The following is a 25,656-nucleotide window of genomic DNA, read 5'->3' as shown; positions in this document are numbered from 1 at the left end:
GGAGGCGGGACGCATGGGACATCCCTGCACGCGACGGCGGGCACGGCCATGCCGCCGCCACGGTCCGGGTCCAGAGGGCGTGCTTAGGTGGCGTCTGCGCGGCCGTTTGGCAATCCGCGGGCGAAATCGGGCCGCGGGCGAAATCGGGCCGCGGGCGAGGTCGGAGGAGCGGGATGGGGCGCGGACGGTTCTGGCTCGGGGGCGTGGTGGGTTGGGGGCTGCTGCTGCCGCTCGCCGTCTCGGCGCAGGCGCCGAACCCGTTCGCCAACAGCCTGCCCTCCCCGGCGATGCCGGGACCCGCGGAGGGCGAGGCCTCGCTCTCCCTCAAGGCGGTGCTGTCTGGCGTCGGGGATCGGTCGCTGCGCTCGGGCCTCGCCTGGCGCATCTACGAGGACCGCAGCGACGGCGTGCGGCCCGCCATCGTCGCCCGCTCGGCGGAGCCCGAGCCGCGCTTCACCCTCGCCCCCGGCGCCTACGTGGCCACCGTCACCTACGGCTATGCCAGCGCCTCGAAGAAGCTCGTCATGGCCGGCCAGCCGCTGAGCGAGCAGCTCCGGGTCAGCGCCGGCGCCCTCAAGCTGTCCGGCGCCATCGGCGACACCAAGATCCCGGCCCCGCAGCTCTCCTTCTCGGTCTTCGTGCCGATCGGCACCAATTCCGAGGGGCGGCTCGTGCGCAGCGGCGTCAAGGCCGGCGAGCTGCTGCGCCTGCCCGAGGGCACCTATCACGTGGTCTCGACCTACGGGGAATCGAACGCGATCCAGCGCGCCGACCTCAAGGTCGAGAACGGCAAGGTCACGGACGCGACCATGAACCACCGCGCCGCCACCATGACCCTCAAGCTCGTGGCGACGCCCGGCGCCGAGGCCTTCGCGGGCACCGCCTTCAGCGTGCTGACCCCCGGCGGCGACACCATCCGGGAGGCGATCGGCGCCTTCCCGCAGGTGACCTTGGCGGAGGGCGACTACGTGCTGATCGCCCGCCACGACGGCCAGGTCTATACCCGCGAGTTCAAGGTCGAGAGCGGGATGGACCGGGACGTCGAGGTGCTGGCCAAGGCCTCTTGAGGGGCGATCGTGTCGCCGTCCCGGAGGCCATGCGCCGGGCGCCCGCCACGCAGGCCACGACCGCGGCCGCCGCGACCAGCATGGCCGGCTCGATGGCCTCGCCGAGGACGAGGCCGGCGATCAGGAAGCCCAGGAAGGGCTGCAGCAATTGCAGCTGGCCGATCGCCGCGATGCCGCCCCGCGCCAGACCGCGATACCAGAACACGAAGCCGATCAGCATGCTGAACAGCGAGACGTAGGCGAGGCCGGCCCAGGCCGGGGCGCGGATCGCGGCAAGGTCGGCGGGCAGCCAGACGAGGGCCAGCGGCGCCGTTACGGGCAGCGACAGGATGGCCGCCCAGGCGATCACCTGCCAGCCGCCGAGGCGCCGGGCGAGACCCGCCCCCTCCGCGTAGCCGAGGCCGCAGGCCAGGATCGCGGCGAGCATCAGCCCGTCGCCGATACCGGAGGCCGAGCCGCCGCTGCCGGCCGCGAAGCCCACCGTCACGGCGCTGCCCAGGCCCGAGAGCAGCCAGAAGGCCGGCGGCGGGCGCTCGCCGGCCCGGATCGCCCCGAACAGGGCGGTGGCGAGCGGCAGCAGGCCGACGAAGACGGCCGCGTGCGCGGCGTCGATGTGCCGGAGCGCCAGCGCCGTCAGGAGCGGGAACCCGATCACGACACCGAGGGCCACGACGGCGAGCGAGGCGAGGTCGGCGCGGGTGGGCCTGCTCCGCTCCAGGAGCAGCAGGGCCAGGCCGGCCACGATCCCGGCGATGGCCGCGCGGGCCGTCGTGAGGAACAGCGGCTCGAGATCGGTGAGCGCGAGGCGCGTCGCCGGGAGCGAGGCGCTGAAGATCACGACGCCGAGCATTCCGTCGACGAGGGCCCGGGGCGAGCGGGCGCCGGGAAGAATCGGCTCGGACACCGGGTTCACGCGCCGACGGCGATGAGGATGAAGGCCAGCGCCAGCGCGCCCGCCACGATGGCCGCATCCCCGAGGCGCCGGGCGATCCAGCCCGCCCCCGGCGCCCGATCCGGGGCTCTCGCGCCCCGCTCCCGGGCCTCGTCCATGTGTTCGCAGAACCCCGACATCGCTGCCTCCGTGTCCGAGCCGCGACCATGCCGGGGCGGCGGCTAGCGCGACAGGGACGGATCCGGTACGATTTCCCGGAACTGTCCTGAATGACGAGCAGTACGGATGGCGGATACGGCCCTCGATCCCGGCCTCAGCCGGGTCGGCAGCGTGATGGCGGCGATCGAGGCGCGGATCGCCGGGCGAACGCTCGGCCCCGGTGCGCGCCTGCCCTCGATCCGGGCCTTCGCGGACACGATGGGGGTCTCGAAATCCACCGTGGTCGAGGCCTATGAGCGGCTCGGCGCCGAGGGCGCGATCGTGTCCCGCCCGGGCTCGGGCTTCTACGTCGCCGGGCGGGCCGAGCCGCTCAGCCTCGCGGCGATCGGGCCGCGCCTCGACCGGGCGGTGGACCCCCTCTGGATCGCCCGGCAATCGCTGGAGGCCGGCCCCGCGATGCTCAAGCCCGGTTGCGGCTGGATGCCGCCGCACTGGATGCCGGACGAGGGCCTGCGCCGGGCGCTGCGCCAGCTCGCCCGCGATACGGACCAGACCGTCGGCTGCTACGACGTGCCGCTCGGCCACCCGCCCCTGCGCCAGCTCCTCGCCCGGCGCCTGGCGGAGCGGGGCATCCCGGCCCATCCCGACGCGATCGTGCTGACCGATTCGGCGACGCAGGCCCTCGACCTGATCTGCCGCTTCCTGGTGGAGCCGGGCGACGCGGTGCTGGTCGACGACCCCTGCTACTTCAACTTTCACGCCCTGTTGCGGGCCCATCGGGTGCGGGTCGTGGGCGTGCCCTTCGGGGCGAGTGGGCCGGACCTGACGGCCCTGGCCGCCGCGCTCACGGAGCACCGGCCGCGCTTCTACCTGACCAATTCCGGCCTCCACAACCCGACCGGCGCGAGCGTGAGCCCGGCCACCGTCCACCGGGTGCTGCGGCTCGCGGAAGCCCACGACACCCTCATCGTCGAGGACGACATCTACGCCGATTTCGAGCCGGAACCGGGGCCGCGGCTCGCCGGCTTCGACGGGCTCGAGCGGGTCATCCATATCGGGGGCTTCTCCAAGACCCTGTCGGCGGCGGCCCGCATCGGGGTGATCGCGCTGCGGCCGGACTGGGTCGAGCGCCTCGTCGACCTCAAGCTCGCGGTCAGCCTCGGCAGCGGCCATCTCGCCGCCGCCCTGGTCCACCGGACGCTCAGCGACGGGTCGTACCGGCGCTACCTCGACGGAATGCGGGGCCGCCTCGCCGAGGCGCGGGGCCGGGTGGTGCGCCGCCTCGCGGGCGCCGGCCTCGACGTGCCCCTCGTGCCCGCCGCCGGCATGTTCCTGTGGGCGCGCCTGCCTCAGGGCCTCGACGCCGCCGAGATCGCCCGGCGGGCGCTGGCCGAGGGCGTGGTGCTGGCGCCCGGCCCCGTCTTCAGCCCCGGCCAGGCCGCCACCGACCGCCTCCGCTTCAACGTCGCCCAATGCGGCGACGCCCGGGTGTTCGAGGTGCTGGAACGGGCGATGGCCGGCTGAGCCGGCCATCGCCGTGGCCGCCGCGCGGCGGCCCCCGCGATCACCAGTTGATGATGCAGCCGCCCTGAACGGCGTTGCGGAGATCGCCTTCGCTCACGCCCATCCAGTTGACGATGCAGCCATTGGCGCTCGGCGCGGTGGCGCTCAGCGCGGTGAGATCCGTCTTCGCGTCCCAGTCGATGATGCAGCCCCCCTTCGCCTGGGTGAGCTCGGCCGCGATGTCCGTCTGCGCATCCCAATCGATGATGCACCCCGTGGCATTGGCGCTCGCCATGTCGGCATCCGCCTTGAGCCAGTTGATGATGCAGCCATTCGCCGCGAGCGGGACGGTCTGGAGCGGCGGCGGGTTCTTGGAATCCCAGTTGACGATGCAGCCCATGGTGGGGTCCTTCGGTGGTGAGGCGGGAGGCCGGGCGGGCGGCGACGCCCTACTGATCGCAGACGGCCGCCCGGGCCTGCGTCAGGTCCTGGCCGGACAGCAGCGCCGTGTAGGCGCCCGCCGCGCTGGCCCGGAACCGTTGTCCGAACGCGTCGCAGTGATTGCCGAAGAAGCGCCCGTGCTTCGCCTCGGCCAGGACCGCGCAGCCGCCGCCGCAATGCAGCACGTAGCGGCAGCGCGCGCAGACCGGGTTCGAGGCGGCCGAGCGCGTCCGCCACTGCTTGAGCATCGGCCCGTTCGAGGTGATCGCGCCCTCGGGTGAGATCGAGCCGATGCGGATCTTGGCATCGCCCGTGCGCTCCCAGCAGGCATAGATGTCCGCGAAGGCGTCGAAGATGTACATCTTGTCGTGCGCCGAGCAGAACGCGCTCTTCATGAACGGCGCCGGGTTGAGGCGGTTGAGCAGGATGTTGTGCAGGTTCTGCTGCATCCGCGCGTCGGGCAGCGTGAAGACCCGCATGTCGGCATCCTCCGCGCGCATCCGCTCCAGCTCCTTGCGCAGGTCCCAGGTGCTCAGCGTGGTGGTCGGCTCGATGGCGGTCGAGGACGGGTGGATCACGGCCGCGTAGGCCGAGAAGGCGGGGGATTCGTCCCAGCCCTCCCGCAGGATGGTCCGGGCGACCGCCGGCAGGTCCGCGAGGTTGCCGCGGTCGACATTGACCCGAACCTGGACCTGCGCGCCCCGCTCCAGGGCGAGATGCAGGTTCCGGGCGATCCGGGCGAAGGAGCCGGTTCCGTCGGGGTAGATCCGGCGCCGGTCGTGCTCCGCTTCGGGGCCGTCGAGGGTGATCTGCAGAACGCTGATCCCCTCGGGGCCGAGGAGATCGGCGTAGGCGTCGAGCTCGGTCGCGTTGGTGACCGCCCAGAAGCTGTTGTCGCCCTCGGCCTTGGCCCGCTTGATGATGTGCGCGATGGTGTCGCGGCAGCGTGCCAGCAGCGGTTCGCCGCCGAAGAAGCCGATGCTGCGGACGGGGCGCCGGTCCGGGTTCACCCCGTGCAGCGCCTCGATCCGCGGCATCGCGGCGAAGATTCGGTCGACCACGTCGCGCCCCATGGTCGCCAGGAGGTGCCGGCGCGAGCCGTCGGTGCGCATCCCGTCCTGGAAGCAGTAGCCGCATCTCAGGTTGCAGTCGTAGGTCGGCATGAAGATGAATTGCGGCGCGCTCATCGCGCGGGCCAGGTGCCAGCGGTCGAGGTTCTCGACGAGGAAGCGCTCCTCGGCCTCGACGCTCAGGTCGGTGAGGTAGCCCCGCTCCCGCAGCCGCGCGACCGTCTCGGCGTCCGGGGGCTCGGTCTCGGGGAAGCCGGCATCGTGATCGGACCAGTCGCCGTGAAGCGGCTTGGGCACGTGGCCGGCCTCGTTCCGGCGCAGGAAGCCCGAGACGCGGCGGCTGACCCGGTCGAAGGCTCCGGTATAGCCGTGGATGAGCAGCATCTCCTCCCGGTTCGTCGGAAGATCGACGTAGATCACGTAGCTGCTCGTGCGCATCCCGTCTGTCCCTCCGGGCGCCGCAGCGGCTCCGGACCAGATGATAGACGCAGCCTCAAATCATGAAAGAGACGCCGAACGCCGTGTTCTGATAACTTGAGCGATGAAATGCCCCGCCATCACGAATTTTATCGAGATTCATGGCACTTACGAAGTCAATATCTGAAATTTTGAGCCGTTTTTTGCTGTCTTTATAGTCAGAGGAGCATCCGAAAAATTCAACACGAGCTTTCAGGGAGGCAGAAAGATCAGGGAAGCGATCAGAGCTGAAGTCTTCGGGATTGTTCGGGATCCGGGTGCTGGCCCGGCGTCGGGCGCCCGGCCCGTCGCAGGAGCGGGCCCGGCCCCTGACCTTGGCCCGAGGCCCCGAGCCCCCGCGCGCTCCGACCGCACACGATCGCGTGTGCGGTCGGAGCGAGGATGCATCGTGGCCTGACCCGACGCCCTACGGCGCCGGGTGAACCTCGTGATGGCCGTCGAGCACCGCCTCGCTCGTCGGCACGGTCTCGGCCACGGCCTGCGCGCGGGCGATGTCCGGCGAGGTCGCCTCCTGGCTCAGGGCGGCGAGCGCCTCGGTCAGGGGCAGCGTGCGGGTCTGCTGGCTGCCGAGGCGGCGGATCGAGACGGTGCGCTCCTCGCCCTCCTTGCGGCCGACCACGAGCATCACCGGCACCTTGGCGAGGGAGTGCTCGCGGACCTTGTAGTTGATCTTCTCGTTGCGCAGGTCCGCCTCGACCCGCAGGCCGGCCCGGTTCGCCGCCGCGATGACATCGCGGGCGTAATCATCCGCGTCGCTCGTGATGGTGGCGACCACCACCTGCACGGGGGCGAGCCAGAGCGGGAAATGCCCGGCGAAATGCTCGATCAGGATGCCGGTGAAGCGCTCCATCGAGCCGCAGATGGCGCGGTGGACCATCACGGGCGGCTTCTTCTGGCTGTCGGCATCGACGTAGAAGGCCCCGAATCGCTCGGGCAGGTTGAAATCCACCTGCGTGGTGCCGCATTGCCAGTCGCGGCCGATGGCGTCGCGCAGCACGTACTCGAATTTCGGCCCGTAGAAGGCGCCCTCGCCCGGGTTCACGGCGGTCTTGATGCGCCCGCCCGATTGCTCCTCGATCTGGGCCAGCACCCGGGTCATCACGTCCTCGGCATGGTCCCAGAGCGCGTCCGAGCCGACGCGCTTCTCGGGGCGCGTCGAGAGCTTCACCAGGATCTCCTCGAAGCCGAAATCGGCGTAGGTCGAGAGGATCAGGTCGTTGATCTTCAGGCACTCGGCGGCGAGCTGGTCCTCGGTGCAGAAGATATGCGCGTCGTCCTGGGTGAAGCCGCGCACCCGCATCAGCCCGTGCATGGCGCCCGACGGCTCGTAGCGGTGCACCACCCCGAATTCCGCCATGCGCAGCGGCAGGTCGCGGTAGGATTTCAGCCCGTGCTTGAAGATCTGGACGTGGCCGGGGCAGTTCATCGGCTTCAGGGCGAACCAGCGCTTGTCCTCGGCCTCCTCGCCGGCGGATTGGGCCGCGAACATGTTCTCGCGGTACCAGCCCCAGTGGCCGGAGGTCTCCCACAGGGACTTGTCGAGGATCTGGGGGGCGTTCACCTCGGCATAATCGCCCTTCAGGCGCCGGCGCATATAGGCGATCAGCTCCTGGAACACGGTCCAGCCCTTGGCGTGCCAGAACACGACGCCCGGCCCCTCCTCCTGGAAGTGGAACAGGTCCATCTCGCGGCCGAGGCGCCGGTGGTCGCGGCGCTCCGCCTCCTCCAGCCGGTGCAGGTAGGCGTCGAGATCCTCTTTCGTCGCCCAGGCGGTGCCGTAGATGCGGGTCAGCATCGGGTTGTTGGAATCACCCCGCCAATAGGCGCCCGCCACCTTCATCAGCTTGAAGGCGGTGCCGACCTTGCCGGTCGAGGTCATGTGGGGGCCGCGGCAGAGGTCGAACCAGTCGCCCTGGCGGTAGATCTTCAGGTCCTCGCCCGGGGGAATCGCGTCGACGAGCTCGACCTTGTAGGCCTCGCCCTTGTCGGAGAAGAGCTGGCGCACGTCGGCGCGGGTCCAGACCTCGCGGGTGAAGGGCGCGTCGCGCGCGATGATCTCGCGCATCTTCGCCTCGATCTTCGGGAAGTCCTCCGGGGTGAAGGGCTCGTCGCGGGCGAAGTCGTAGTAGAAGCCGTTCTCGACCACCGGGCCGATCGTGACCTGCGTCTGCGGCCAGAGCGCCTGCACGGCCTCGGCCAGCACATGCGCGCAATCGTGGCGGATCAGCTCCAGCGCGCGGGGATCGTCGCGGCCCAGGAACTCGATGCGGGCATCCCGCGCGATCGTGTCGTCGAGGTCGTGGACGCTGCCGTTGAGCGCCATCGCGACGGTGCGCTTGGCCAGCGACTTGGCGATGCCCTCGACGACGCTGCGGCCGGTCACCGCGTCGTCATAGGCGCGGGTGTTGCCGTCGGGGAAGGTCAGGATGGGCATCGGCAGGCTCTCCGTGAGGCTCACTCCTGCGAACGAGGCAGGTAAGCGGGGATGGGGCTGGAACCGGGGCGCGCGGAGCGCCCGGCGGCGCCGGGCCGTTTAGACCGATTCCGTTCGGGAAGGAACACGGGAAGGAACACGGGAAGGAGCACGGGGACGCGCCAAGGCCGCCCGCCGCCGGATCGGCGCGGGGCTCAAGGGGCGATGCGGGTGGACGCGGGACGCCGCGGAACCACTGATTGTTTTGGTGTTGCCGGTTCCCCGGCGTCCCGCGGGCCGCCCTCCCGGGCCGCCCGCTCCTCGCGTCACGGTGTCTTCCTCGGCGTCGCGGACTTCGACTCAAGGCAGCCCTCCTCCCGCGCTCGACGCGCGGGCGGCCGACTTATCCGGGCCCGTAGCCCCACATCCGCCTCCTAGTGGGCGGACCGGTCGATGGTCTGTGAGTGCCCCAGGTCCCGAGTCCGGCGCGCCGCGCCTACCCGCCCACGACACCCTGCGTCCTCACGCGCCGCCCGGGGCGATGGCGAAACCGGACCACCGACGCGGGCACCGTCTCCCCGCCCGCAGCGCCCCATCCGGTCCATCGGGGCACCTCACCACCGGGCGGCGAGTGGGTGCATTCAAAGCAGGATCTAGGAATTTTGTCAAGAACAAAGTGAGATCGGGAAGTGGGAATCCGTTTCGCGACGGGCGTTCTCTCTCGGGCCGGGGCGAGCGTTATCCGGACAGGTCGCACCCCTCACCCGGTCGGCTTTCGCCGACTCGACCTCTCCCGGACGGGAGAGGTGGGGTGCGCGATCGGCAGCGACGCGGGGACTGCGTTTCAGGATGGAACGCTGTTGGCGCGACGGGCCCCCTCTCCCGTCCGGGAGAGGGTTGGGGTGAGGGATGCGACCTCTTCGGAGAGGCCGCCTCAGCTGCTCAAGGCCTGCAGCTCGCCGCGGGCGATGCCCAGGAGCGTGCGGGCGGAGAGGCCGGCGATCACCAGGGTCGCGAAGGCCAGGAGGCCGATCGCCAGGGCGTCGGCGAGGCCCGATTGCGCGTAGGGCGCGTAGCGCAGGGCCGCCCCGGCGCTCGCCGCGAGGGGGAAGCTGACGGCCCACCACGAGACCCGGAACGGGCAGGCGGCCACGAGGCCGCGCAATTGCCCGACCAGCACCGCGAGGACGAAGAGCGAGACGAGGAACAGCCCCTCCGCGAAGGCGTCGACATGGCCCGTGACGGCGACGTAGCTCGAGAAGCCCACCGCGAACGGCGCCACCAGGATCATGAGGGTCGGCCGCAGGGGTGCCGGCAGGGGCTCCTCGAACAGCAGGCGCGCGAAGATCAGGGTGAAGAGCGGCAGCGCGAAGAACAGGCCGGTCGCCAGCGCGAACACCGTGATGCCGTGGGTGTGGGGCAGGCCGAGGGCCGGCACCGCCAGGGGCACGTCGAGGAGGCCGACCACCGGCACGATCCAGGCCGGGGTGGCGTGGGCGACCTGCTGGCGGCTGCCCATCCAGCGGCTGACGATGACGAAGGCGAACACCACCATCCCGGCCGCGCCGAGGATCCAGAACGCCTCGGCCAGGACCGGGCTGAGGCGCACGAGCACGAGCGGCAGGAGCAGCAGGCTGATCAGCAGGGTGCCGAACAGGTTGCCGGCGATCGGATGACTGAACTCGGCCCGCACGGCGCCCGGCGCGCTCACGGCCTTGACGGCGTAGGCGGCGGCCATCGCCGCGAAGGCCACGAGCGCCCCCCAGCCGATCAGGTCGGCGACGAGGCCCGGGACGCCGTAGCGCGCGGCGGCGAGGCGCCAGGCGGCGCTGAGGCCGGCAAGGCCCATCACGGCCCCGAACAGGCCGACGGGCAGGTAGGCGAAGCGGGCCTTGAAGCGGCCCTTCCGCGCGGCGGCGGGGGCCGCCTCGGGCGCGAGAGAGGTGGACATGATCACGCATCCTCCGGGACGGACTCTTCGCCCCAACGCGGCCGGCATCGTCCAAAGGTTGCAACAATCGGGCAAGCCATAACTTGAGCGTGTCGTTACTTGGACGCCCGCGCCGCCCGCGGCGAGGGGCGCCGGGCGTGCTGGCGCACGTCTCGAACGAATGGCGGCGCAGGTCCCGAAAGGACGGCGGCGCAGGCCCAGAAAAGCTTGCGGCGCAGGTCCAGAAGGACGCTCGGCCTCAGCCCTCGTCCATCGCCTCGCAGGCGAAGGGGGATGGGGGCGCGTTGACGCCGCGCCAGCGGGCATAGGCCCAGGGGCGGTGCCAGGCGGCGCCGGGCGGGGCGGCCTCGGGCACGAGGTCGATGCCGTGGGTGCCGAAGGGACCGCAGCGGCAGATCCGGCCGAGGCCCATCCAGCCCCCCGCCCAGAGGCCGTGGCGCTGGATCGCCTCGTCCGTGTAGGTCGAGCAGGAGGGCCAGTGCCGGCACTGGCGCCCGACGAGGCTCGACAGGGTGAGCTGGTAGGCGCGGATGAGGCCGTGGGCGGCGCGCCGGACCATCGCCCTACTCGGCCGCCTCGGGCGTCTCGGCAGGGCGGCCGGCCGCGATCCGGTCGAGGGCCTCCACCACCGCGTCGAAGGTGAGGAGCGTCGAGGCGTGGCGCGCCTTGAAGCCGCGCACGGGCTCCAGCACCGCGAGCTCCGCCCAGGCGCCCGCCGGCGCCGGCCCCGCCTCCTTCAGCATCGCCCGCATGGTGGCGCGCAGCGCCCGCAGCTCCTGCGCCGAGGCCCCGACCACGTGGCGGGCCATCAGGGAGGAGGAAGCCTGGCCGAGTGCGCAGGCCCGGACCTCGTGGGCGAAATCCGCCACCGTGTCGTCGGGGGCGAGGACGAGATCCACCGTGACGGTCGAGCCGCAGAGCTTCGAATGGGCGGTCGCGCTGGCATCCGGCCGCGCCAGGCGGCCGAGGCGCGGGATGTCGGCGGCGAGTTCGAGGATGCGGCGGTTGTAGATGTCGTCGAGCATGGGCCTTCGGATCCTGCCTCGCGCGGAAGGGGCGCCCCGGGCCTGCGCCCGACCCCTCGGTGGGCCGCCGGCCCCCTCGGTGGTCAGATGCGCAGCCGGTGCATTGCGTCATCGGGCGAGAACGACGATATAAGCGGCATCGTGCCGTTTCGCGAGGAGGCGGCAAGTCGACCAGGGTCGCGCCCACGGCCACGGATCCCGTTCTCTGCCAGGGCGCCGGCCTGCGATGATGGTCCCAGGCCGAGACGGTCCGACGCGATGTACGCAAAGCCTGACAGCACCACGATGACGGCCCGTGTGGCACGGGCGGGAGATGCCATGGATGCCGCGCTCAAATCCCTCTCCTACCCGACCGCCGACGCGGCGCGCGGCCTGACCGGCATGCGCAACGACAATGCGCCGGCCCCGACGCCGGTCGCGGCCCCCTTGCCTGTCTCGTCCCCCTTGCCCGTCTCGGCGCCGCAAGCGCGCCCGGTCGAGGTGGCGCCCCAGCCGGCCTCCGCCCAGCGCGTGCCCGACGCGATCGCGATGGGGCGCCCGAGCCGCGAGGAGGCCGAGGCCGCCGTGCGCACGCTCCTGCGCTGGGCCGGCGACGACCCGAACCGCGAGGGCCTGATCGACACCCCGGCCCGGGTGGTGAAGGCCTACGGCCAGCTCTTCGGCGGCTACAGCCAGGATGCCGACGCGCTGCTGGAGCGGGTGTTCGAGGAGGTCGAGGGCTATTCCGACGTCGTGCTGGTGCGCGACATCCCGTTCTATTCCCATTGCGAGCACCACATGGTGCCGTTCATGGGCCTCGCCCACATCGCCTATTACCCGACCAAGGGCGTGGTCGGCCTCTCCAAGCTCGCCCGGGTGGTCGACACCTTCGCGCGCCGGCTGCAGACGCAGGAGACCATGACGGCCCAGATCGCCGACGTGATCGAGAGCATCCTCAAGCCCCGCGGCGTCGCCGTGATGGTGGAGGCCGAGCATCTCTGCATGGCGATGCGCGGCGTGCAGAAGGCTGGCGTCTCGACGATCACCACCCAGTTCAAGGGCGTGTTCCGGGACGATCCGAGCGAGCAGGTCCGCTTCCTCACCCTCGTGCGCAACAAGGGCTGAGCCGCGCCCGCGCAGAGGAATCGCCCATGAGCACCCTGCCCTTCGCGGCGCCCGGCGCCCGCGCGGAGGTCGAGGAAGGCGCGGCCTTCATGCCCCGCTTCGACCGCGACGGGCTCGTCGCCTGCATCGCCGTCGACGCCGGGGACGGGCGCGTGCTGATGCTCGCCCACATGAACGCCGAATCCCTGGCCCGCACCCTGGAGACCGGGGAGGCCTGGTACTGGTCGCGCTCGCGGGGCGAGCTCTGGCACAAGGGCGCCACCTCGGGGCAGATCCAGCGCGTGATCGAGATGCGGGTCGATTGCGACCAGGACGCGGTGCTGATCCGGGTCTCGGTCGGGGGCGACGGCGGCTGCTGCCATACGGGGCGGCGCGATTGCTTCTACCGCAGCGTCAGCCTCGACCCCGCGAGCGGCCGGGCCGTGCTGCGGGTGGCCGCCGAGCGCCAGCCCGACCCGCGGGCCGCCGGGGCATGAACCGCGGCGGCGCGCCCGTTCCCACGGCCGCCCTCGATCGCCCTTCAGCCCCCCATCGCCCTTCCGCCCCCCATCACCCTTCCGCCCCCGTCGAGGCCTTCGGGCAGCCGGGGGCCGTCGAGCCCGTGCGGGCGCCCCCGCCGCGGGGCCCGCGGATCGGGCTGGCGCTCGGCGGCGGCTCGGCCCGGGGCTGGTCGCATATCGGGGTGATCCAGGCCCTGGAGGAGGCCGGGATCCATCCCGAGGTGGTGGCCGGCTGCTCGATCGGCGCGGTGGTGGGCGGCTGCTACGCCGCCGGCAAGCTCGACGTGCTGACGGAATTCGCCCTGTCGCTGACGAAGCGCCGGGTCATGGGCCTCCTCGACCTGCGCCTCTCCGGCTCGGGGCTGATCGGCGGCGGCCATCTGCGCCGGCGCCTGGAGACCGACCTGGCGGGGCGGCGCATCGAGGGCCTGCCGGTGCGCTTCGCGAGCGTCGCGACGGAGCTCGGCACCGGCCACGAGGTCTGGCTCACCAAGGGCAGCCTCGTCGAGGCCCTGCGGGCCTCCTACGCCCTGCCCGGCATCTTCCCGCCCCTCAACCTCGACGGCCGGCTCCTGATGGACGGCACCCTGGTCAACCCGGTGCCGGTCAGCCTCGCCCGGGCGCTCGGGGCTGACCTCGTCATCTGCGTGAACCTCAATTGCGATCCGCGCGTGCGGGGCGACACCGTGATCGCGCCGGCCGACGCGGTGGGCGGCGCGGTGGCGGTCGAGGCGCGCCGCCGCTGGGACCTGCTCGGGCAGATGCGCGGCGCGGGCCGGCGGCTCGCCGGGCATCCGCGCCCGGAGGCCGCCGCGGCCCCCGGCGCGCCCGGTATCGCCCGGGTGATGTTCGACGCCTTCAACATCACGCAGGACCGGATCTCGCGGGCGCGCCTGGAGCGCGACCCGCCCGATGTCAGCGTCAATCCGAAGCTCGCCGCGATGGGCCAGTTCGAGTTCCACCGGGCCGCCGAGGCGATCGCGCTGGGCCACCAGGCCGCGCGCGCCGCCCTGCCCCGCATCCGCGCGGCGCTGGAGGGTGCCTCCGCGCGGACGTGAAACGTCCGGCGCGGACGTGAAACGTCCGGCCGGAACCCTGCGCTCAGGCCATCGTGATGTAGTCGCGCATGGCCTGATGCTCGGCCTCGACGGTGGCGATGCGCCGCTTGACCGCGTCGCCGATCGACACGAGGCCCGCGAGCTTGCCCTCCTCGCAGACCGGCACGTGGCGGAAGCGCCCCTCGGTCATCAGGTGCATCACCTCCTCGATGGTGGTGTCGCGCCGGCAGGTCGTGACGTTGGCGGTCATGTGGCTCGCGATCGGGGCGTCCATGGCGCCGGCCCCCAGGCTCGCCAGCGCGCGCATGATGTCGCGCTCCGACAGGATCCCGAGCACGGACTGGGCCGCGTCGGTGACCACGAGGGCACCGATGCCCTTCTCGGCCAGCAGGTGGATCGCGTCGGCGAGGCTGCGGTCGGGCTGCACGGTGACGACGGTGCGTCCCTTCTCGGCGAGAATGCGTGCGACGGTCATGAATGTCCCTCCCTGGACGTGGCGATGCGCCGTCAGCCCGCGGCGCGCGATGGGATGACGGCCCGGTTGATCCCGGCTCGTCCCCAGAAGGTCGCAAGTTTGTGATCGCGGCGGCCGGATAGCAAGCGCGGCTTGGCCCGGAACCGGGCTCGGCCGCGAAATCCCCCCGGAAAGGCCGCCAGGGCCGTCCCGCGCCTCAGCGCACCGGCCTGCCGCGCCCGTTCATGCCGCGCCCGTCTTTGCCACGTCCACCTTGACCGCGCCCGTCCACGAGGGGGAACAGCAGGAAGCCCGCCACGAAGCCGCCGAGATGCGCGTCCCAGGCGACCGCGGCGCTCTCGGCCCCGAGCGGCAGGGTGACGACGCCGAACAGCAGGTTGGTGACGAGCCAGATCCCGAGGAACATCACGGCGGTGCGGTTGCGCAGCAATTCCGGGATGCTCTCCAGGGGCTGGCGCGGCGGCACCTGCCAGCTCTGGATGCTCAGGCCCGGCGGCGGGGGCTGGAACACGAAGCGGGCGGCCGCCGCCATCAGGGCCGAGACCCCCGCCGAGGCTCCCACGAGGGGCGCGAGGCTCAAGGGATCGAGGACGACGTGGAGCGCCGCCCCCGCCACCGTGCCGACGAGTGCCAGCAGGCCGTAGCGCCAGGCCCCGCACCGGCGGGCCACCGGCGAGCCGAAGGCGGCGAGCCAGACGCTGTTGAAGATCACGTGCAGCCAGGAGCCGTGGAGCAGCGCGTAGGTGGCGAAGGTCCAGGGCATGGCGCCGGGCTCGGAGACCACGTAGCGGGCGAAGATCTCGCGCGCCGTGGCGGTGTCGGGATCGCCGGCGCTCGCGGCCTTCAGGAGCGCGTCGGCCTGCGCCGGGTCGATCGCCACCGTCCAGCGTGCCGGCAGCAGGGCGAGATCGATGATGAGGCGGGTGTCCCAGACGTCGGGCAGCACGAATTCGCGCAGGGCGTGGATCGCCAGGAGCAGGCCGATCGAGGCCGTGACCACCCCCGGCATGTTGAACACGGGCACGCGGCTCTGGCGGGGAAAGTCGGGCGAGGCATCCATCGCGCCACCATGTCGGGGGGCGGCCGCGGGCGGCAAGCCCCTCGCGCCGGGAAAGACGCCGCGACCCTGTGAAACGGCGTCGCGTCCGCGCGGCGAAACCCCGCGAGGCGGCGGCGAAAAGGAGGGAGGGCCGGCCGATCCGGCGGCCCTCCCCCAAGCGCGGGACTTCCCGCCGGATCGACCGGCCGGAACGCCGCCCGGACCAGTGGGCGGCGCGGGCCTTGAGCCCGTCCCGACGTCCGCGTTGCGAGCGCCCGATGGACCGGGACGAGTCGCTAAGACGTGATCACCCTCGCTTACGCTCAGGCCGGGGGCAATATCAACAGGTTCTTAACCTTAATGAAAGCTTGCGCGAGCCTCGGCGCCCTCCGGACCCTAAAGTTGCCTGCAGAGCGCACGAATCGCCGCGCCCGCATCGCCGCGCCCGCTGGGGGAAGCTTGTTCGTAACGCATTCCTTCCCGCTCTTTGACCTGAATCGGTCCAGGACATCATGAAGCATCCGACGAGTCGCCTGCTCCACGCCTACTGGGACCAGTTGCGGGGCGAGCGCGCCGCGCCTGAGCGGGCGGAGATCGAGCCGGGCGCGATCCGCAACCTGCTCGCCGACAGCCTGATCCTCGAACTCGACATGCCCGGGCGCGCCGCGCATCTGCGCCTCGCGGGGACCCGGGTCTGCGCCCTGTTCGGGCGCGAGCTCAAGGGCGAGTCGATGGCCGGCCTCTGGGGCGCGGCCGCCGCCGACCCGTGGCGGCTGATCGAGATCGTGGCGAGCGACACGGTCGGGGTGGTGGCGGGCCTGCAGGGCCGGACGGCGCAGGACGAGCGCGTCGACCTCGAGCTCATCCTGCTGCCCCTGCGCCATCGCGGCCTGACCCAGGCCCGGATCCTCGGGGCGCTGAGCCCCACCGTCGTGCCGCACTGGCTCGGCCTGCGCCCCATCGAGGGATTGGCGACCACCTCGCTCCGGGTCCTGGCCGGGCAGGAGGCCGCAGTCTCGCCGGCCTTCGCCCGGGCCCCGGACGGGGCCGAGGCGATCCTGCGCGACCTGCCGGCGCCGGCCAATGACAGCCTGCCGCTGCGGCGCGGCCATCTGTTGGTGCATCGCGGCGGGCGCCTGTGACGGGGGGCCGGGATGCGGCTTCCACATGGTATCGGTGCCCGGCGACGTTGAGGCAAAGGCTTTCGTAACCACGCCTCAACTACAAAAGCCCCGACAGACACAGGGAAACGGTCGGGGATGATCGAGGCCGCCGCTCGCGCCGCAACCAGCACGCTCCGCATCCCGCGGATCACCGACCAGCGCCGCCATCAGCGCGTGCCGGTGGCGATCCTGGGGCGTTACATGCTCGCGGACCGGCGCGAATTCCCCTGCCAGACCCTCGACATGTCGCCGGGCGGCGTGCGCCTCACCTGCGCGGCTCTGGGCGAGATCGGCGAGCGGGTCGTGCTCTATCTCGAGCATATCGGCCGGATCGAGGGGGTGATCGCCCGCCACACCGCCGGCGGGTTCGCGGTCCAGCTCACCGCGACCTCGCGCAAGCGCGACAAGATCGCCTCCCAGCTCACCTGGCTCGCCAACCGCGAGACCCTCGGCCTGCCCGAGGGCCGCTCGCACGAGCGCCTCACCCCGATCCAGCCCGGCGTCGTGCTGCGCCTGGAGAGCGGGCGCGAGCTGCCCGGGCGGATCATCGACGTCTCGATGTCGGGCGCCGCCATCGCCTGCACCAGCCAGCCGCCGCTGGGCGCCGTCGTGGCCGTCGGCCGGACGCCGAGCCGGATCGTGCGCTACTTCGAGGGCGGCTTCGGCGTGCAGTTCCTGCTGCCGATCTCGGCGGACCGGTTCCACGACGGCATGACGCTCTGAGCGGACTCAACCGTCCGCCGGATCCGCGCCTCTCGGCGCATCGCCTGCTCGCATCCGTCACCGCATCCCGGGATGCGACCGCGCGCCCGGCGCCCTTCGCGGGGCCGCAGCACGCCCCGGAGCGCCCGGCCCCATGCTTTCCGCTTCCTGAATCCACCCGCAAAAACCCTTAGCATCGGCGCAGGCCCCGGTTCGGCCTGTTGCGAGGCGCGCCCGATCGGGGTCGGGAATCGATAAAATTGCGCGCATCCGCTTCAGCGCCGCACAGGGCGGCCGCCGGCATCGTGACCCTCGTGGACGGGGATGGTCTCGATGCGCCAACGGAACTCAATCGCTCTCGGCCTGCTCGCCCTGGCGCTCCTTCTCGGAGCCGGCGCGGCGCGGGCCCAGACCCTGGCGGCCCTGCCCGCCCCGACCGCCGCCGCAATGCCGGTGGGCGAGGCCCGGCCGATCATCGCCTGGGTGGCGTTCTGCCAGGCCTACGCCGCCGAATGCGCCCTCGACCGCAACGAGCCCGCCCGGATCGCCCTGACGGCGGCCAACTGGAACACCATCGTGACCATCAACCGGCGGGTGAACCGCTCGGTGCGCGCCATGACCGACATGGAGCATCACCACGTCGCCGACCGCTGGGACCTCGCCGAGGACGGCATCGGCGATTGCGAGGATTTCCAGCTCCTGAAGCGGCACATCCTGGCCGAGGCCGGCCTGCCGCGCCGCGCCATGCGGATGACCGTGGTGATCGACGAGAAGGGCGAGGGCCATGCCGTCCTCACCCTGATCACCGACCGGGGCGATTTCGTCCTCGACAACAAGACCAGCGCGGTCCTGCCCTGGCACCAGACCGGCTACACCTTCATCAAGCGCGAGAGCCAGGACAATGGGGCCTGGGTCTCCCTCGGGGGCGTCACCTCCCCGGTCACCACCGCCAACCGCTGATCGGAGGCCTAAGGCGTCGCGGCCCGGCTCTCGCGATGCTCCCGGCGCCCGCGGGCCAGGCCCCGGTGCAGGCGGTCGATATGGCCCTCGACCCGGCTGATGAAGCCCTTGAGATGGGGGGCGAAGCCCTGCAGGCAGGCGAGGTCCCGGAGCAGGACGTCGAGGGCGATGGCCTGATCCGCCTTGGAGAATGCCGTGACGTGGCGCTCCACCGCGTGTTCGGCGAGCCCGATCGCGCCGACCCTGTCATCCTCCGCGAGGGCGCGGATCAGGCGCAGGAGGCCCGGCGCCGCGGCCGCCGGCCGGGCGGAGGCGGATGCGGGCGCTTCGGACAGGACGCCGTCCGACAGGGAGCCGTCCGGGACCCCGTCCTCGCTCGATTGCCGATCCGCGTCCCGCCTGGCGTCCCACATCATGGGCCTCGCTCACTGCTCCTGACCGCACGAACGCCGAACCGGTCCCGGCTCTGGCACCAATCGTGTATCGTTCGGTAGCAGGTTCACTCAACGGCGCAATCTGGGCAGAATCAAGAAACCGGCTCTGCCGGGCAGCCATGTCCCTGGCGGCGCCCCGGATGCGATGCGGGCTTGCATCACCGTCCTGATTTGGAACCAAGCCTGCCTGCCCGCGTTAACTCCTGTTTAATTTTCGATTGAGCGCCGCCCCGGGTCGTGCGAGCTTTGCCGCCTGATCATCGATCGGCGGAGCGTCGGGCATGCGGCACGCGGTTCTCCAGGTGGCGCGCGGGGACGACGCGGGCACCCTCGCCCGGACCTTCGCCAGGCGGGTCGGCCGCGCGGCGGCCTTCGGGCTCGTCGGCACCATCCTGATGCTCGGGGGAGCGGCCACCCAGGCGCGCACGGGCCCGACCCTGCCGGAGGACGGCACTTCCGTCGAGACCGGCCCCTCCGCCAGGCCCGTCGCCGCCTGGAACGATTTCTGCGCCCGGATGCCGGCCGAGTGCACGGTCGACCTCGCCGAGCCCGCCTTCATTCCCCTGAATGCCGCCCTGTGGCGGACGCTGACGAGCGTGAATCGGCGCGTGAACGCCCGGATCAAGCCGATCACCGACCAGGCCCATTGGGGCGTGGTCGACCGCTGGGATTATCCCGATGACGGCTTCGGCGATTGCGAGGATTACCAGCTGCTCAAGCGGCGGATGCTGGTGGAGCGCGGCCTGCCCCGGCGGGCCCTGCGGATGACCGTGGTGATCGACGATATCGGGGAGGGCCACGCCGTCCTGATGGTGCGCACCGACAAGGGCGACTTCATCCTCGACAACAAGACCAACACGATCATGTCCTGGCGCAACACCGGCTACGCCTACGTCAAGCGCGAGGGCCAGGACGGCAAGAGCTGGGTCTCCCTCGACGGCGGCACCTCGCCGGTGACGACGGCGAACCGGTAGGCGCGCCCTGCCCTGTCCCTCCGGGGAGGCGGCCGCCGTCAGGCGCCGACGAGGAGCGCCGCGAGGTCGAGGGCGACGCGGCCCGAGAGCAGGCCCCAGCCGCAGGCGATGATGGTGGCCAGCATCACGAAGGGGATCGGGCGGCCCTCGATGCGCCGGCCCCGCACGGTGTTGCGCAGGATGATGAAGGGGGCCGAGAAGGCCAGCACCGGCAGGGCCGCCACCGCCACGACGCCGCCGCCCTCCAGCAGGCTGAAGCTCGCCCGCCGCTCGGTGAAGAGCTCGAAGGCGCTGGCCAGGAGCCCCGCGAGGGCGAGGCCGACCAGCAGGGTCTGGATCGAATCGAGGGCCTGGGGGCTGAGGGCCATGACGCGCGCACTCCACCGTTAACGAACGATGAAGGCACTCTGCCCCAGGGTTGACGAAACGTTAAGCGCCGGCCGGGGTTAGGGTTAACCCCGTGCACAGCGCATCCGGGCCCGGGGCCCGCCTCAATCCTCGAGGTCGGTGTCGAGGATCGCCATGTTGAACTGGAACGAGCGGTCCCCGTCCTCGTCGTCGACCGAGACGACGCCGAGGAACTCCTCGCCGATATAGACCTCAGCCGAATCGTCCTTCTTGGGGCGGGGGACGATGCGGATGCTGGCATTCGCGAAGGTGCGGCGAAGGTAGTCCTGCACCTTCGTGATATCGGTCTTGTTCACGCTGTCTCGCCTCTCGCGCTGTTGAAACGGACAAGGGCCGGGGCCGGACACGGCCTCGGCGTGCCGGCCGGACGACCCTCGCCCGCCTGTCGCGGCAGGGCTTGCCACGTCGCTCGCAGGGGAGCAAGCGCGGCCGTGGCGCCTCAGATCCCCTCGGCGATGTGGATGAACGGGTCGAGGCTGACGAGCTGGTCCATGGCGCGGGCGGGCTCGGCGCAGCCGGCGGTGCCGACGACGCGGGCCGGCACGCCCACGACCGTGGTGTTCGGCGGCACCGGGCGCAGCACCACCGAGCCCGCCGCGACCCGGGCGCAGGCCCCGACCTCGATGTTGCCGAGGATCTTGGCGCCGGCCCCGATCATCACGCCGCGGCGGATCTTCGGGTGTCGGTCGCTGCCCTGCTTGCCGGTGCCCCCGAGGGTGACGGCGTGCAGGATCGAGACGTCGTCCTCGATCACCGCGGTGGAGCCGACCACGAGGCCGGTGGCGTGGTCGAGGAAGATCCCGCGTCCGATCCGGGCGGCGGGGTGGATGTCGCACTGGAAGACTTCGGAGGAGCGGCTCTGCAGGTAGAGGGCGAGGTCGCGCCGCCCCTGGGCCCAGAACCAATGGGCGAGGCGATGCGCCTGGATGGCGTGGAAGCCCTTGAAGTAGAGCACCGGCTCGATCGCCCGGGAGGTCGCGGGGTCGCGGTCCATCACCGCCACGATGTCGGCCCGGAAGGCGTCGCCGATCCGGGGATCGTCCTCCAGCGCCTCGTGGAAGCCGTGCGCCACGAGCTCGGCCGGCAGGGAGGGATGCCCGAGCCGGGCCGCGACCCGGTGCGCCACCGCGCGCTCGAGGGTCGGGTGGTTCAGGATCGTGGCGACGATGAAGGAGGCGAGCTGCGGCTCCTCGCGCAGGACCGTCTCGCCCTCCTGGCGCAGGCGCGACCAGACCGGATCGAAGATGCCGACGCGGGAATCCGCATTCGCGTCCTGGCCCTGGACGGGGCTGAGAAACGGACTGGCGGACATAGGCTCCTCCTCGGGGTCCGGGTCGGACGTGTTCTAGCGCGAAAAAGCAGCGGCCGACGACAAAATCTGCTCCGCCCGGGGGCCCGGGCGCGAGGTTGCCGCCGGGCATGCCGCCATCCGAATAACCGTGGGGTTCGGCCCGGGCCCGATCAAGGCCCCCCGCCTGCTGGCCGCCGGCCGCGCCGTGACAGCCCGGCCGGATCGTGATGCGCGGGCGGTCCGTCAGGCGCTGCGGCGCTCGGCGAGCGCGCCGAACCGCGATTCGATCACGGCGGCGAGGCGGTCCACCATGGTCTCGACGGGCACGTCGGAGGTGTCCACCACCGCCGAGGCGCGGGCGTAGAGGGGCTCGCGGCTCGCCAGCACGGCCCGCAATTCCTGCATGGCGGTGGCGTGGTCGCCGGTGCGCACGAGGTTGTCCTGGTTGCGCACCCGCTGCATGTGCTCCTCCGGCCGCGCCTTGAGCCAGACCGTGAAGAAGGCCTGCAGCAGCAGGTCGTAGGTCAGGGGCTCGGCCACGATGCCGCCGCTGGTGGCGAGGATCAGCGGGCCCGGATGCTCGGTGAGGCGGCGCAGGGCCGCTTGTTCCAGCCGCCGGTAGCCCTCCTGGCCGTAGATCGCGAAGATCTCCTTGACCGAGAGCGCGTTCTCGCGCTCGATCTCGGCGTTGAGCTCCACGAAGGTCCAGCCGAGGCGCTCCGCCACCATCCGCCCGAGGGTCGACTTGCCGGCGCCCCGCAGGCCCACCACCGCGACGCGGGGCTTGGGCGCGTTGCCGGCCCCCAGCGCGCCACCGGCGAGGAGCGCCTTGGCGGCCGCGATCTGCTCGGGCGCCGCCTGGGCCACGAGGTCGCGCATCACCTGCCAGTCGGGCGTGACGTCGTTGCCGGCGATCAGGTCGTCGAGGCGCACGCCCATGGCGTTGGCGACCCGGCGCAGCAGGATGATCGAGACATTGCCCTGCCCGCCCTCGAGCTGCGCGATGTAGCGCTCGGACAAGCCGGAGGTTTGGGACAGGAGCTTGCGCGAGAGCCCCCGCACCGTGCGCGCATGGCGCACCCGGCGTCCGAGATCCGTGAGGAAGGTCGCTTCTTGTTCCACCGCGCCGGCCATGGCGTCGCCCGTCATCCCAATCTCTCGCTCGCGGCAGAGGCCCCGCGCGAGTGTTCATACAAGAGGCTTGCGGGTTCGTCTCCACGCGACGATCAAGCGGCAGGATGATGCCAACGCCTGTGGATGAGAACCTGCGGGGCCTTGCGGTGTGGAATTGTATTTCCCGGATCCGGACGATCCGATGACATGCGAATGTTCACGCGCAAGGCTCTGCGTGATTGAACGCAAGGCGTATGCCGTCGTTGCATGTGTTAGCGCAAGCCGTGCCCTTCAAGACGGGTACGATGCCCAGACCTGCACGGGACGCGGATCGGATGTCCGCGCCGGGTCCGGACGCGCCCGGGATTCCCGGGCGCCGCTGCTCAGCGCGTGGGCGGCAGCGCCGAGGCTTCGAGCACCGGCGCGGCGGCCGGCTTCGGGGCCGCGGGGCGGATGATCGCGGCGAGACGCTCGGCCGAGGGGCGGCGCGGCGGCAGCGGCACCGCCACCGCGTCGGCGCTGGCCACGATCTGGCTCGCGGATCCTTGCGCCGAAGCACCCTGAGCCGAAGCACCCTGGGCCGCAGGATTCTGGCTCACGGGCGTCAAGGACACGGAGGCGAGGTCGACGGTCGCGGCCGGCGCGGCCTGGGCGGGGGCCGGCACGAGGGCCGGCGTCGCCGCCTGGAGGGCCGCGAAGGCGGCGGGACGGCGCGGCGGCAGGGGCACCTCCACGGTCTCGCTCGCGGCGATCGCGGCCGCGGCCTGCGGGGCCGTCTCGGAGGTGAGGGAGACGCCGGCGAGGGCGGGCGCGAGGGCCGCGACCTGGGTCTGGCCCGCGAAGGCGGCGGGGCGGCGCGGCGGCAGCGGCACCTCGACCACCTCGGTCGGGGCGGCGGTGGGGGCGTAGGCGAGCGCGGTGCTGGCCGCGGCGAGGTTCGGATCCTGGCTCGGGCGCAGGGCGAAGACGCTGGCGAAGCTGCTCGCCGAGGAGGCGGCGGGCGCTGCGGCCTCGGCCACGTCGGTGGTGATGCCCTGGCGCTTGGCGGCGTAATAATAGCCGCGGTTGTAATAGTGATAGGCCCGGGCGAGGTCGCCCTTGGCGGTGCGGTAGGCGCCCGCCAGATAGGCGATTCCGTAGCGCAGATTGGTCTTCGGATCGTAGAGGCCGCTCGCCTCGCCCTTGTAGCCGAGCCCGCGCGCGGTGGCGTGCTTGATCTGCATCAGCCCGAGGGCGCTGCCGCCCTTCGCGTTCGGATTGTAGTTGCTCTCGCGCTTGACGACCTGGTGCACGAAGGCCGCCGGGACGCCGTTCGCCCGGGCCTGCTCCTCGATCAGCGCGTCGATGTTGTCGCGGGCCGCCTGCGCGAGCACCGGAACCGGCACGGCCGCCAGGGCAGCGGCGAGGAGCAGGAGGCGCTGGTTCATTCGCGAGACCCGGTTGTTCTTCTGGACTGCCTAGGTCGAGGCGAATTGAGGCCGGAAAGGGGCTGTGGCGCCCAAGCTTGTGGGCGGCTCCGGGATTCGGCGGCGCCTGTGCCATGTGCGCCACAGCACCTCCCGCGTTGCGGCAGCCGGGCGCGACCTCACCGAGTTGGCGAGGCGCGCCGGACCTCACGGCAGGATGAAGCGCGCGACTCCTTCGGCGAACCCGTCGGCATCGTTGCTCGCCGTCACGCGGCTGGCCTTCGCCTGGACGGCGGAATCGGCATTGCCCATCGCCACCCCCAGCCCGCCGCGGGCGAACATGGCGACGTCGTTGCCGGCATCCCCGAAGGTGGCGATCCGGTGCTCCGGGATGTCGAGATGGCGGCTCATCCAGGTGACGAAGCTGCCCTTGTCGAGGCCGGGCGGCGTCACGTCGAGATAATAGGCCTGGGAGCGGTGGACCGCCGCGCGGGGCCCGAGGGCCTGCGCGAGCCTGGCCTCGCAGGCGGCGAGATGCGCGAAATCCGGGCTGACGCCGACGAGTTTCGAGGCGGAGCCGAGGAGCGGGCCGAAATCGGCCGTGAGGGCGGGCTCCGCCTGGAGCGTGCGCCGCTCCACATCCGTGTAGGGCGCCTGCCCGTCGCGCAGCCACCATCGGCCCCGCGCGAACACCCAGAGGTCGAGCCCCGCGGCCTGGAGGCGGGCGGCCGCCTCGCGCGCCGTCGCCTCGGGAATCAAGGTCTCGCTCAGGGTCGCGAGATCGGGCCCTACCACCGTGGCCCCGTTGAAGGCGCCCATCGGCAGGCGCAGGCCGAGCCTGTCCACGAGGCCCGCAAGGCCGATCGGCGGCCGGCTCGACGCCACCGTGAAGGCGATCCCGGCCTCGTCGAGGCGCCGGATCGCCGCCGCGGCCGCCGGCGTCACCGCCTTGTCGGTGGTGACGAGGGTGCCGTCGACATCCGAGATCACGAGGGCGATGTCGGGTCGCTCCCCCTCGCCGCCATCCTGGTCCGTCCGCCGCATCACCCTGCCCTCCCGCTCGCCGTGCCGTCCCGCGTCCCGCCGAGGCCGAGCCGCGCGATCACCGTCTCGGCAACCTGCTCGGGCGGGTCCTCGATCCCGACCGCGACGGCGCGCTCCTCCGGCCCGGGCGGTTCGAGGATCGCGAACTGGCTGTCGAGGAGCCGCAGCGGCATGAAATGGCCGTGGCGCGCGGCGAGGCGCCCGGCGATCAGGGCGCGGCTGCCCTCCAGATAGACGATGCGGACCTCCGGGCGCCCATCGGTGAGCACGTCCCGATAGGCGCGCCGCAGGGCGGAGCAGACCACGACGCCGGGCTCGCCCGCCGCGAGGCGCTGGCCGATCCAGGTCGCGATGCGGGCGAGCCAGGGCGCCCGGTCCTGGTCGTCGAGGGCGCGGCCCGCATGCATCTGGGCGATGTGTTCCGGGGTGTGGAAGCTGTCCCCGTCGACGAAGATCCAGCCGAGCCGCTCGGCCACCAGCGCCGCGACCGTGCTCTTGCCGGAGCCGGACACCCCCATCACCACGAGGATTTGAGGCGGAATGTCCGGGTTCGGCAGGGGCAAGGCGGATCCGGGGTTCGGGGGTGGTCGCGGGAGGCTGGGGGCCGGCGTGCCGGGGCGTCCTGATGGTCTTAGGGGAGCGGCGCCCGAAGCAAAGGTGCGGGCCCGGCGCCGCACCGTTCACGCGCCCGCACCGTCCACGCGCCCGCGCCGCGGCGCGCACGGGGGATGGTCATGTGTGCAGCGGGGACAGGCCCGCTCGCGTGGCGGGTGGCTCGGCAGTGTGACACCCTCGCCACGGACAGTGACGTGCCTTTCGGCTAGGCAGCAGGCTAGAGAAACCGACAGGCGACCCTGGATGCGCGCTCTCCCCCTTCTCCTCTGCACCGCGCTCGCGGTGTCGGGCTGCTCGGTGCTCCCCGCATCGGGCCCGACGGCGAGCGCCGTGGCGGAGGGAGCGGATGTCGCCACCAAGGACGGCGTGTTC

The 25,656-nt window shown here is 72.0% G+C and carries 27 protein-coding genes; 9 read left to right on the top strand and 18 right to left on the bottom strand.

The genetic code is table 11. The features are described from left to right. Positions 1–173: 173 nt before the first annotated feature. Positions 174–1,067: a hypothetical protein gene (locus F6X53_RS20385; protein WP_238298564.1), complete on the top strand. Its 894-nt coding sequence runs from the start codon at positions 174–176 to the stop codon at positions 1,065–1,067. Here F6X53_RS20385 and F6X53_RS20380 read toward each other — a convergent pair. Both F6X53_RS20380 and F6X53_RS32540 read right to left on the bottom strand, forming a co-directional pair. After that, a complete protein-coding gene (locus F6X53_RS20380; RefSeq protein WP_151002161.1) occupies positions 1,012–1,917 on the bottom strand; it encodes a DMT family transporter in 906 nt (301 codons plus the stop codon). The genes F6X53_RS20385 and F6X53_RS20380 overlap by 56 nt on opposite strands. Positions 1,918–1,976: 59 nt before the next feature. After that, positions 1,977–2,138 carry a hypothetical protein gene (locus F6X53_RS32540; protein ID WP_191970923.1) on the bottom strand — a complete coding sequence of 54 codons (162 nt, stop codon included), beginning with the start codon at positions 2,136–2,138 and terminating at the stop codon, positions 1,977–1,979. A gap of 106 nt (positions 2,139–2,244) precedes the next feature. On the opposite strand from F6X53_RS32540, the gene F6X53_RS20375 reads away from it, so the two are divergent. Further along, on the top strand, positions 2,245–3,642 hold the full coding sequence (locus F6X53_RS20375) for an aminotransferase-like domain-containing protein (protein ID WP_151002022.1): 1,398 nt from the start codon (positions 2,245–2,247) through the stop codon (positions 3,640–3,642). Positions 3,643–3,682: 40 nt separating this feature from the next. Here F6X53_RS20375 and F6X53_RS20370 read toward each other — a convergent pair whose 3' ends face one another. The 6 genes from F6X53_RS20370 to F6X53_RS20345 form a co-directional block, all read right to left on the bottom strand. Next, positions 3,683–4,021, bottom strand: a complete 339-nt coding sequence (locus tag F6X53_RS20370) for a hypothetical protein (protein ID WP_151002021.1) — start codon at positions 4,019–4,021, stop codon at positions 3,683–3,685. 49 nt (positions 4,022–4,070) lie between these two features. Continuing rightward, positions 4,071–5,570, bottom strand: coding sequence for a radical SAM/SPASM domain-containing protein (locus F6X53_RS20365; protein ID WP_151002019.1), 1,500 nt, complete (start codon positions 5,568–5,570; stop codon positions 4,071–4,073). A 445-nt stretch (positions 5,571–6,015) separates the two neighbouring features. Then, positions 6,016–8,043, bottom strand: a complete 2,028-nt coding sequence (thrS, locus tag F6X53_RS20360; RefSeq protein ID WP_151002018.1) for a threonine--tRNA ligase — start codon at positions 8,041–8,043, stop codon at positions 6,016–6,018. A 913-nt stretch (positions 8,044–8,956) separates the two neighbouring features. Then, positions 8,957–9,973, bottom strand: a complete 1,017-nt coding sequence (locus tag F6X53_RS20355) for an SLAC1 anion channel family protein (protein WP_151002017.1) — start codon at positions 9,971–9,973, stop codon at positions 8,957–8,959. Positions 9,974–10,211: 238 nt separating this feature from the next. After that, the gene (yidD, locus tag F6X53_RS20350; protein WP_151002016.1) at positions 10,212–10,532 is read right to left on the bottom strand and encodes a membrane protein insertion efficiency factor YidD; all 321 of its coding nucleotides are present in this window, start codon (positions 10,530–10,532) and stop codon (positions 10,212–10,214) included. A gap of 4 nt (positions 10,533–10,536) precedes the next feature. Continuing rightward, positions 10,537–10,998 carry an iron-sulfur cluster assembly scaffold protein gene (locus tag F6X53_RS20345; RefSeq protein ID WP_151002015.1) on the bottom strand — a complete coding sequence of 154 codons (462 nt, stop codon included), beginning with the start codon at positions 10,996–10,998 and terminating at the stop codon, positions 10,537–10,539. Between the two features lie 528 nt (positions 10,999–11,526). Here F6X53_RS20345 and folE point away from each other — a divergent pair. Genes folE through F6X53_RS20330 form a run of 3 tightly spaced genes read left to right on the top strand, consistent with a single transcriptional unit; the run spans position 11,527 to position 13,660 of the window. After that, positions 11,527–12,102: a GTP cyclohydrolase I FolE gene (gene folE / locus F6X53_RS20340; protein WP_483403762.1), complete on the top strand. Its 576-nt coding sequence runs from the start codon at positions 11,527–11,529 to the stop codon at positions 12,100–12,102. Positions 12,103–12,128: 26 nt separating this feature from the next. Then, a complete protein-coding gene (gene hisI / locus F6X53_RS20335; protein WP_151002013.1) occupies positions 12,129–12,578 on the top strand; it encodes a phosphoribosyl-AMP cyclohydrolase in 450 nt (149 codons plus the stop codon). Further along, a complete protein-coding gene (locus F6X53_RS20330; RefSeq protein ID WP_151002012.1) occupies positions 12,575–13,660 on the top strand; it encodes a patatin-like phospholipase family protein in 1,086 nt (361 codons plus the stop codon). The genes hisI and F6X53_RS20330 overlap by 4 nt, the downstream gene beginning before the upstream one ends. Positions 13,661–13,703: 43 nt before the next feature. On the opposite strand, the gene F6X53_RS20325 is transcribed toward F6X53_RS20330, so the two are convergent. Further along, positions 13,704–14,135, bottom strand: coding sequence for a CBS domain-containing protein (locus F6X53_RS20325; RefSeq protein ID WP_151002011.1), 432 nt, complete (start codon positions 14,133–14,135; stop codon positions 13,704–13,706). A 196-nt stretch (positions 14,136–14,331) separates the two neighbouring features. Continuing rightward, positions 14,332–15,195, bottom strand: a complete 864-nt coding sequence (locus F6X53_RS20320) for a rhomboid family intramembrane serine protease (RefSeq protein WP_151002010.1) — start codon at positions 15,193–15,195, stop codon at positions 14,332–14,334. A 491-nt stretch (positions 15,196–15,686) separates the two neighbouring features. Between F6X53_RS20320 and F6X53_RS20315 the strand changes: the two genes are divergently transcribed. The 3 genes from F6X53_RS20315 (at position 15,687) to F6X53_RS20305 (ending at position 17,999) form a co-directional block, all read left to right on the top strand. Continuing rightward, positions 15,687–16,316: a PAS domain-containing protein gene (locus tag F6X53_RS20315; RefSeq protein WP_151002009.1), complete on the top strand. Its 630-nt coding sequence runs from the start codon at positions 15,687–15,689 to the stop codon at positions 16,314–16,316. 117 nt (positions 16,317–16,433) lie between these two features. Continuing rightward, positions 16,434–17,060: a PilZ domain-containing protein gene (locus F6X53_RS20310; RefSeq protein ID WP_151002008.1), complete on the top strand. Its 627-nt coding sequence runs from the start codon at positions 16,434–16,436 to the stop codon at positions 17,058–17,060. Between the two features lie 312 nt (positions 17,061–17,372). After that, on the top strand, positions 17,373–17,999 hold the full coding sequence (locus F6X53_RS20305; protein WP_151002007.1) for a transglutaminase-like cysteine peptidase: 627 nt from the start codon (positions 17,373–17,375) through the stop codon (positions 17,997–17,999). An 8-nt stretch (positions 18,000–18,007) separates the two neighbouring features. Here the strand turns inward: F6X53_RS20305 and F6X53_RS20300 are convergent, their stop codons facing one another. Next, positions 18,008–18,415, bottom strand: a complete 408-nt coding sequence (locus tag F6X53_RS20300; RefSeq protein ID WP_238296228.1) for a hypothetical protein — start codon at positions 18,413–18,415, stop codon at positions 18,008–18,010. 299 nt (positions 18,416–18,714) lie between these two features. Here F6X53_RS20300 and F6X53_RS20295 point away from each other — a divergent pair, with 299 nt between their 5' ends. After that, complete coding sequence (locus F6X53_RS20295) at positions 18,715–19,407, top strand: transglutaminase-like cysteine peptidase (protein WP_151002006.1); 693 nt, start codon at positions 18,715–18,717, stop codon at positions 19,405–19,407. 38 nt (positions 19,408–19,445) lie between these two features. Here the strand turns inward: F6X53_RS20295 and F6X53_RS20290 are convergent, their stop codons facing one another. From F6X53_RS20290 to F6X53_RS20260, 7 genes are all read right to left on the bottom strand, one after another. Further along, entirely contained in the window at positions 19,446–19,775 is a 330-nt protein-coding gene (locus tag F6X53_RS20290; protein WP_151002005.1) for a DUF6949 family protein, read from the bottom strand. A gap of 123 nt (positions 19,776–19,898) precedes the next feature. Further along, the gene (locus tag F6X53_RS20285; protein ID WP_151002004.1) at positions 19,899–20,111 is read right to left on the bottom strand and encodes a DUF3126 family protein; all 213 of its coding nucleotides are present in this window, start codon (positions 20,109–20,111) and stop codon (positions 19,899–19,901) included. A gap of 143 nt (positions 20,112–20,254) precedes the next feature. Continuing rightward, positions 20,255–21,127 carry a serine O-acetyltransferase gene (gene cysE / locus F6X53_RS20280; protein WP_151002003.1) on the bottom strand — a complete coding sequence of 291 codons (873 nt, stop codon included), beginning with the start codon at positions 21,125–21,127 and terminating at the stop codon, positions 20,255–20,257. A 222-nt stretch (positions 21,128–21,349) separates the two neighbouring features. After that, entirely contained in the window at positions 21,350–22,240 is an 891-nt protein-coding gene (locus F6X53_RS20275) for a helix-turn-helix transcriptional regulator (protein ID WP_151002157.1), read from the bottom strand. A gap of 362 nt (positions 22,241–22,602) precedes the next feature. After that, positions 22,603–23,646 carry a transglycosylase SLT domain-containing protein gene (locus F6X53_RS20270; protein ID WP_151002002.1) on the bottom strand — a complete coding sequence of 348 codons (1,044 nt, stop codon included), beginning with the start codon at positions 23,644–23,646 and terminating at the stop codon, positions 22,603–22,605. A gap of 186 nt (positions 23,647–23,832) precedes the next feature. After that, a complete protein-coding gene (locus F6X53_RS20265) occupies positions 23,833–24,669 on the bottom strand; it encodes a Cof-type HAD-IIB family hydrolase (RefSeq protein ID WP_151002001.1) in 837 nt (278 codons plus the stop codon). Next, entirely contained in the window at positions 24,669–25,187 is a 519-nt protein-coding gene (locus F6X53_RS20260; RefSeq protein WP_151002155.1) for a gluconokinase, read from the bottom strand. Before F6X53_RS20260 ends, F6X53_RS20265 begins: the two co-directional genes overlap by 1 nt. Positions 25,188–25,656: the final 469 nt, after the last annotated feature.

It is taken from the genome of Methylobacterium soli (assembly GCF_008806385.1).
GTDB classification, from domain to species: Bacteria; Pseudomonadota; Alphaproteobacteria; order Rhizobiales; family Beijerinckiaceae; genus Methylobacterium; species Methylobacterium soli.
Note: the sequence above shows the minus strand (reverse complement) of the source record. Positions and strands in the feature narration are given on the sequence as shown.